The following is a 7,258-nucleotide window of genomic DNA, read 5'->3' on the forward strand; positions in this document are numbered from 1 at the left end:
GCCTGGCGCGACCACGGCCGGCCGGCCAGCGCGGACGCCCGGATCCGGGTGCTGCCGGCCGGCGCGGCGGCGCCCGCCGACGGGGCGGCGGTCGTGCCCACGCGGCACGCCCAGGTGCTCGTGCGCTGGTGAGCGGGCGCGCGCCGCTACCCTGACCCGGTCGTGGAGCACAGCCAGACCCCCGAGCGACCCGAAGGACCGAACGTCGCCGGGGCGGAGCCGCCGTCGATCGTCGACGCCGTCGGCGGCCCGCTGGGGATCGCGGAGTCGGCGCTGCCGGCGGCGGTCTTCGTGGCGGCCTACACGGCGACGGGCCAGGACGCCGAGCTCTCGGCGATCCTCGCGGTGGCGCTCGGCGTGGTCCTGACGGTCGCCCGGGTCGTCCGCGGCCAGACGCTCCAGTTCGCGCTCTCGGGCCTGGTCGGGATCGCGCTCGCGGGCTTCATCGTCTCGCGCACCGGCAAGGCGGAGGACTTCTTCCTGCCCGGGCTGCTGGCCAACCTCGGCTACGCCGCCGGCTACCTGATCTCGATCGCCGTCCGCTGGCCGCTGATCGGCGTGCTGGTGGCGACGATGACCCAGCAGGGGTCGGAGTGGCGCAAGGACCCGGTGCTGCTGCAGACCTACACCCGCGCAAGCTGGATCTGGGTCGGGCTGTTCCTGACCCGGCTGGCGGTCCAGCTGCCGCTCTACCTGGCCAGCGCGCTGGTCGCGCTCGGCGTCGCGCGGGTCGCGATGGGGATCCCGCTGTTCGCGCTCGGCCTCTGGCTGACCTGGCTGGTGGTGCGCCGCGGGACCCCGGCTCCGGCGCCCGCCGCGGCGCCCTCCGACGACGCCGCCTGAGCGCCGCCGCTCGGCCTGGCCCCGCCGCTCGGCGGCGGATCCGGGCTCAGACCGCGACGTCGGGGACGCCGGCCCCGGGGGTCGCCGCCAGGAAGCCGGCGGCCAGCACGCTGCCGAGCGCGTCGAGGCCCTCGCCGCCGTCGAGCAGCCGCTGCTGGGCGCGCTCCAGCAGCCGGTCGACGAGCGCGAGGAGCGCGGCCCGCGGACCGTCGGCCTCGCTCTGGCAGGCGTAGCGGGCGAGCGCGATCGGCTCGCCCGGGTCGACCTCGCGGAACGCCAGCTGGAGCGCGACCGCGGCGTACGAGGCGACCCGCTCGCCCTCGATCCAGCGCAAGCCGAGGACGCCGACGCCGGGCGCCGGGCCCAGGTCGACCGGGTCCTCGCCGGCGAGCACCCGCGCCAGCTGGCCGCCGGCCATCTCGCGCAGGGCGGCGGTCGGCGTACCGACGGCGGCGGCGCAGCGCAGGAAGGCGAAGGCGGAGAACATCCCCGGCCCGTACGGCATGTCGCTGGCGTAGAGGATCCGGCCGGGCGGGATCGTGGCGAACAGCTGCAGCATGTCCGACGGGTGCCACCACGAGGTATCGAAGAAGATGTTGCCGAGCCGGCCGACGGCGCTCGGGAGCAGGCCCAGGTCGCTGATCCCGGCGTGGGCGAGGATCAGCCGCGCGTCGGGATGGCGCTCGGCGAGCGCGGTCGCGGCGGACCCGAGCTGGGGGATCCCGCGGCCGGCGTGGAAGAGCACCGGCAGCCGCCGCTCGGCCGCCAGCGCCACGACCTGCTCGACGACCGGGTGCGTCAGCGCGAAGCCGTCGCTGCGGGGATGGAGCTTGAAGCCGCGGGCCCCGGCGTCGAGGCAGCGGCGGGCCTCGTCGAGCGCGCCGTCGGCGGTCGGGGCGACCCGCGCGAGCCCGACCAGCCGGCCGGCGGATGCGGCCGCCGCGTCGAGCACGACGTCGTTGGCCTCGCGGTAGCCGGCCGGCTCGTGCATCGCGAAGGTCAGCGCGCGGGCGTGGCCGACGGCGTCGAGGCCGGCCAGGATCTCCTCGGCGGTCGCCTTCTGCCCGTCGGGGTCGTTCTGGCCGATGTGCGTGTGCGCGTCGAACCACGGCAGATCCTCGCCGACGGCCGCGGCCCCGGCACGGTAGAGGGCGACCAGGTCGTCGGCGGCGGGGCGGAGCGGCATCGCGCGCAACTCTAGATCGGGAGCGTCGCCAGCTCGCGGCGCAGGTTGCCCCGGGCGCGCCGCTCGGCGTCGGCCTGGTCGCCGAGCGTGAACAGCGCCGCCCGCGCGAGCAGGCTCCGCAGCACCTGGGCGCGCCCGGTGATCCACAGCTCCTCGGGGACGTGGGCGTACTCGCCGCGGACCTGGTCGACGTAGCGGTCGTACTCCTGCTCCGGGGAGGCCAGGATCGCCAGGTCGGCGTCCCCGAGCCAGCGGGCCACCAGTCCGCGCTCGCCGTCGTGGGCGGGGTCGGTGGCGAGGATCGCGTCGCAGGCGGCGGCGACCACGGTCGGCGCGACCCCGCGCTGGTCGAGGACGCGCCGCGCCATGTCGGCCGACCGCCGCTCGTTGTCCTGCCGCCGCGGGTCGTAGACGACGTCGTGGAAGAACGCGGCCAGCACGACTGCCATCCGGTCCTCGTCGCGCGCGCCCTCGGGGGCGATCCGGTCGACCTCGCGCAGCACGTGGTCGAGGTGGTCGACGTCGTGGTAGCGGCGGTGGGGCTGGGAGTAGGCGTCCCAGAGCAGGTCGAAGACGTCCTCGGTCCGGCCGACCCAGCCGCAGCCGTGGCAGATCCCGGCGAACCGCCCGTACAGGTCACCGCGCATCGCCAGCGGACCGTACCGCGTCGGGGACCGCGCCCCGGTCGATCGGGGCACGGCGGGCCTGCGGCCGGCGGCGCCGGCGGCCGGTCCGCGGTTGGCGCGCTCCCGCTTCCAATCGAAGAATCTCCCGGATCCGGGCAGGAATCACCGCGTTCCCGGCGACGGCCTTGCTACGGTGCCCCGAGCCGAATCGCCGGCCTTCAACGTCGGCGAACGGGGGACCCACCGAGAGGAAGGGCCTCCACCCTTCAGCTTCGGGGCAAATCCACCGCATCCGGTGGAAGCGCTGCTCTTTCTGCGCTCGCCCGTCAGCTAACCCCGTAGGCCGACGAAAGAGAGCAGACCCAGTGACACCCCTCACCCGTGGCGCCGCTCTGGCCGCCGTCCTGACGTTGGGCCTCGCCACGCCAGCCCTGGCCGACCAGCCGTCCGGCGGCGTCGGCACCGGTACCGACACCGCCGCCGCGACGACGACCACGAGCGACGCCTCCAGCACGGCGGCCGCGACGGTCTCGCCGACCAAGACGGTCAAGCTGACCCGCTCGCAGACCAAGAGCGTGCAGCGGCGCGTCAGGGTCCGGGCCGACGGTGCGCTCGGCGCCCGCACCCGCAGCGCGATCAAGCGCTACCAGAAGCGGAAGCGCCTGACGCGCACCGGCCGCCCGAACCTCGAGACCCTGCGCACGATGCGGCTGGCCTTCGCCGCCGAGATCGAGGCCCAGCTGGCCAGCTCCGGCTCGGCCTCGGCCGACTCGACCTCGACGGCCGCCGCTCCGGCTCCGGCCGGGGCGATCGCCGCCGCGATCGCCGCCGCCCGCTCGCAGATCGGCACGCCGTACCGCTCGGGCGGCAGCGCGCCGGGCGGCTTCGACTGCTCGGGCCTGATGGTCTGGGCCTTCAAGCAGGCCGGGATCGCCCTGCCGCGGACGAGCTTCGACCAGTACGAGGAGGGCGTGGCCGTCGACCAGTCGGCGATCCAGCCCGGCGACCTCGTCTTCTTCTCGACCGCCGGTCCGGGTGCCTCGCACGTCGGCATCGCGACCAGCGCGACGACGGTGATCTCCGCCACGACCCGTGGCGTGATGGAGCACAAGCTGAACGACAGCTACTGGGGCGCGGCCTACGTCGGCGCCCGCCGGATCAGCGGCTGAGCCGCGCTTCACGGGCGCTCCGCCGCCCACCTCGCCGCCACCGGCGGCGCGCTCGACGCCACCCAGCTGGGTGGCGTCGCCGCGTTCCGGGGCGGTGGGGGAGCGAGGTGGCGTCAACTCCCCGCGCCTCGAGCGAGGTGGCGTCAGCTCACCGCGGTATCCGGGGCGAGCTGACGCCACCTCGCGGAGAGCGGGGGCTCCTGACGCCACCTCGCGTGCGCCGTGCTGGTCCTACCGACGGTCGCGTGTCCTGTCGCACACTCGCCGGGCGGCCGCCGGTTCGCTACCGTTCCGAGTTGACTGACCAGTCAATCCATTCCCGGAGCCGCCCCAGATGACGACCGAACCGACCAGCGCCGAGTCCCGCAAGTTCGCCGAGGACGCACGCGAGCAGGACTGGAAGCTCCCGAGCTTCGGCAAGGAGCTCTACCTGGGCGACTTCCGCCTGGACCTGATCCACCCGCTGCCGCAGGAGGATCCGGAGCAGGCCGAGCGCGGCAAGCGGTTCCTGGCCGAGTTCGAGGCGTTCCTCAAGGCGAACGTCGACCCGCTGCAGATCGAGCGCGACGCCAAGATCCCTGAGGAGGTCCTCGACGGCCTCAAGGCGATGGGCGCCTTCGGGATCAAGATCCCGCAGGAGTACGGCGGCCTCGGCCACTCGCGGATGACCTACGGCCGCGCGATGGCGATGGCCGGCACCTGGCACGGCTCGCTCGGCGCCCTGCTGTCGGCCCACCAGTCGATCGGCGTCGCCGAGCCGCTGATGATCGCCGGCACCGAGGAGCAGAAGCAGCAGTGGCTGCCCAAGGTCGCCAAGGACCACATCTCGGCCTTCCTCCTGACCGAGCCCGACGTCGGCTCCGACCCGGCCCGGCTGCAGTGCGCCGCCGTCCCGACCGAGGACGGCTCCGGCTACGTCCTCAACGGCCGCAAGCTGTGGGCGACCAACGGCGCGATCGCCGACATCGTCGTGATCATGGCCCGCGTCCCGAAGAGCGAGGGTCGCCGCGGCGGCGTCTCCGCCTTCGTCCTCGACTACCACTCCGAGGGCGTCTCGGTCGAGCACCGCAACGGCTTCATGGGCCTCAAGGGCATCGAGAACTCGGTGACCCGGCTCGAGAACGTCTTCGTGCCGAAGGAGAACCTGATCGGCAAGGAGGGCGAGGGCCTGAAGATCGCCCTCTCGACCCTCAACACCGGTCGCCTGTCGCTGCCGGCGATCTGCGCCGGCGCCACCAAGTGGGCCGCCAAGGTCGTCCGCGAGTTCGCCTCCGAGCGCGCCCAGTGGGGCAAGCCGGTCGGCCAGCACGACGAGGTCGCCCAGAAGCTCGCCTACATCACGGCCACGGCGTTCGGCACCGAGGCCGTCGTCGAGGTCGCGACCCGCCTGGCCGAGGCCAAGCGCTCCGACATCCGGATCGAGGCCGCCGTCGCCAAGCTGGTCGGCTCCGAGCTGGCCTGGAAGGCGATCGACGACGCCGTCCAGATCCGTGGCGGCCGCGGCTTCGAGACCGCCGAGTCGCTGAAGGCGCGTGGCGAGCGCCCGGTGCCGCTCGAGCGGGCCCTGCGCGACATGCGGATCAACCGCATCTTCGAGGGCTCGACCGAGATCATGCACCTGCAGATCGCCCGCGAGGCGATCGACCAGCACCTGCAGATCGCCGGCGACCTGATCGAGGGCGACGGCGGTCCGGCCGAGAAGGCGAAGCTGGCGGCCAAGGCCGGCGGCTTCTACGCCAAGTGGTTCCCGCAGCTGACCGTCGGCGAGGGCCAGAACCCGCGCAGCTTCGACGAGTTCGGCGAGCTGGCGACCCACCTGCGGTTCGTCGAGCGCAACTCGCGCAAGCTCGCCCGCGTGACCTTCTACGCGATGGGCAAGCACGGCGCCAAGCTCGAGCAGCGCGCCGGCATCCTCGCCCGGATCGTCGACATCGGCGCCGAGCTGTTCTCGATCTCGGCGGCCGTCGTCTACGCCGAGCACCTGAAGAAGGAGCAGCCGCAGAACGCCGAGGCGATCGACGAGCTGGCCGACGCCTTCTCGACCCAGGCCCGCCGCCGCGCCAAGCGGCTGTTCGCCGAGCTGCGCGACAACGACGACGAGCAGGGCCGCCAGGTCGCCAAGGGCGTCCTCCAGGGCCGCTACTCGTTCATCGAGGGCGGGATCCCGCACGGCGACGAGGACGTGCCGCTGTTCGGCGATCCGGCCAACTACCGCCAGCCGGAGTTCGACGCGGCCGCCGCGGCCAAGCTCGGCCAGGGCGAGGCCGTCACGGCCTGACCCCGACGCGGGTCGGCGGCGGCGTTCGCGCCGCCGCCAGCCGGCCGTGTCGGCCGGACCGGTCGGTCGTCGCGCGAGCGGCGACCCGCCACCACCTGAGCGGGTGTACGCCACGATCGACTGCGCCGTCGCGCCGCCGACGGCTCTAGGCTTCTGGCCCGTGGCGGGTCCCCTCAGCCCCATGCTCGAACGCGAGTCCGAGCTTCAGGCGATCACCGCGCAGCTCGACCGGGCGTGCGCCGGCGACGGGTCGCTGACGGTCGTCGAGGGCCCGGCCGGGATCGGCAAGACGACCCTGCTGCGCGCTGCCGCGTCGTTGGCGGGCGAGCGCGGGATGCGGGTGCTGCGGGCCCGCGGCGGGATCCTGGAGCAGGACCTCGAGTACGGGCTGGTCCGCCAGTTCGTCGAGCGGCCGGTGCTGCAGGCCCCGCCCGAGCGCCGGGCCGCGCTGCTGGCCGGCCCGGCGGCGCCGGCCGCGGCGGTCCTCGGGCTGGCGCCGCTGCCGAGCGACGGCGGACCCGGCCACGACCCGGCCGCGGACATCCTCCACGCGCTGCAGTGGGTGGTGGCGAACCTGGCCGACGACGGGCCGCTGCTGCTGGTGCTCGACGACGCCCACTGGGGCGACGGCGCCTCGCTGCGCGCCGGCGGCTACCTGGCGCGGCGGCTCGAGGGCCTGCCGGTCGCGCTGCTGGTCGGGACCCGCAACGACGAGCCGGGATCGCAGCAGCGGCTGCTGGCCGAGCTGTTCGGCGCTGCCGACGCCCACTACCTGCGGCCGCAGCCGCTGTCCGGCGACGGGGTCGCGCGGATGCTCGGCGCGGCCTTCGGCGGCGGCGTCCCGTCGCCAGCGCTGGTCGCCGCCTGCGACCACGCGACCGGCGGCAACCCGTTCCTGCTGGTCGAGCTGGCGGCCGAGCTGGCCAACGCGCACGAGACGCCGGACGCGGTGCCGGTCGAGACCGTCGCCCAGGCGGGCCCGCTCGCCGTCCGCCGCTCGCTGCTGCTGCGGCTGGGTCACCTCGGCGAGCCCGCGCTGCTGCTGGCGCGGGCGATCGCGACGCTCGGGGGCGAGGGCGAGCTGCGCCACGCGGCGGCGATCGCCGGGCTGCCGCTCGGCGTCGCCGGGGGCGCGGCCGACGCGCTGACCGCCGCC

General features: G+C 74.9%; 6 protein-coding genes and 1 riboswitch. Of the genes, 4 read left to right on the forward strand and 2 right to left on the reverse strand.

The window, feature by feature from the left end; all coding sequences use genetic code 11:
• Positions 1-162 precede the first annotated feature (162 nt).
• Positions 163-843, forward strand: a complete 681-nt coding sequence (locus PAI11_RS07305) for a DUF3159 domain-containing protein (RefSeq protein ID WP_007572490.1) — start codon at positions 163-165, stop codon at positions 841-843.
• Positions 844-889: 46 nt separating this feature from the next.
• Here the strand turns inward: PAI11_RS07305 and PAI11_RS07310 are convergent, their stop codons facing one another.
• Together PAI11_RS07310 and PAI11_RS07315 are read right to left on the reverse strand one after the other, a co-directional pair.
• Entirely contained in the window at positions 890-2,029 is a 1,140-nt protein-coding gene (locus PAI11_RS07310) for an amidohydrolase family protein (RefSeq protein WP_007572491.1), read from the reverse strand.
• A gap of 11 nt (positions 2,030-2,040) precedes the next feature.
• Positions 2,041-2,676, reverse strand: coding sequence for an HD domain-containing protein (locus PAI11_RS07315; protein WP_007572493.1), 636 nt, complete (start codon positions 2,674-2,676; stop codon positions 2,041-2,043).
• A 170-nt stretch (positions 2,677-2,846) separates the two neighbouring features.
• Positions 2,847-3,015: riboswitch (cyclic di-AMP (ydaO/yuaA leader) on the forward strand.
• Positions 3,016-3,020: 5 nt separating this feature from the next.
• Here PAI11_RS07315 and PAI11_RS24085 point away from each other — a divergent pair.
• The 3 genes from PAI11_RS24085 to PAI11_RS07330 form a co-directional block, all read left to right on the forward strand.
• Positions 3,021-3,824, forward strand: coding sequence for a C40 family peptidase (locus PAI11_RS24085; protein WP_007572495.1), 804 nt, complete (start codon positions 3,021-3,023; stop codon positions 3,822-3,824).
• A gap of 334 nt (positions 3,825-4,158) precedes the next feature.
• Entirely contained in the window at positions 4,159-6,102 is a 1,944-nt protein-coding gene (locus PAI11_RS07325; protein WP_007572497.1) for an acyl-CoA dehydrogenase family protein, read from the forward strand.
• Positions 6,103-6,283: 181 nt separating this feature from the next.
• On the forward strand, positions 6,284-7,258 hold a 975-nt coding region (locus PAI11_RS07330), incomplete at its 3' end, for an AAA family ATPase (RefSeq protein ID WP_040598962.1).

The organism is Patulibacter medicamentivorans (genome assembly GCF_000240225.1).
In the GTDB taxonomy this organism is placed as follows: Bacteria; Actinomycetota; Thermoleophilia; order Solirubrobacterales; family Solirubrobacteraceae; genus Patulibacter; species Patulibacter medicamentivorans.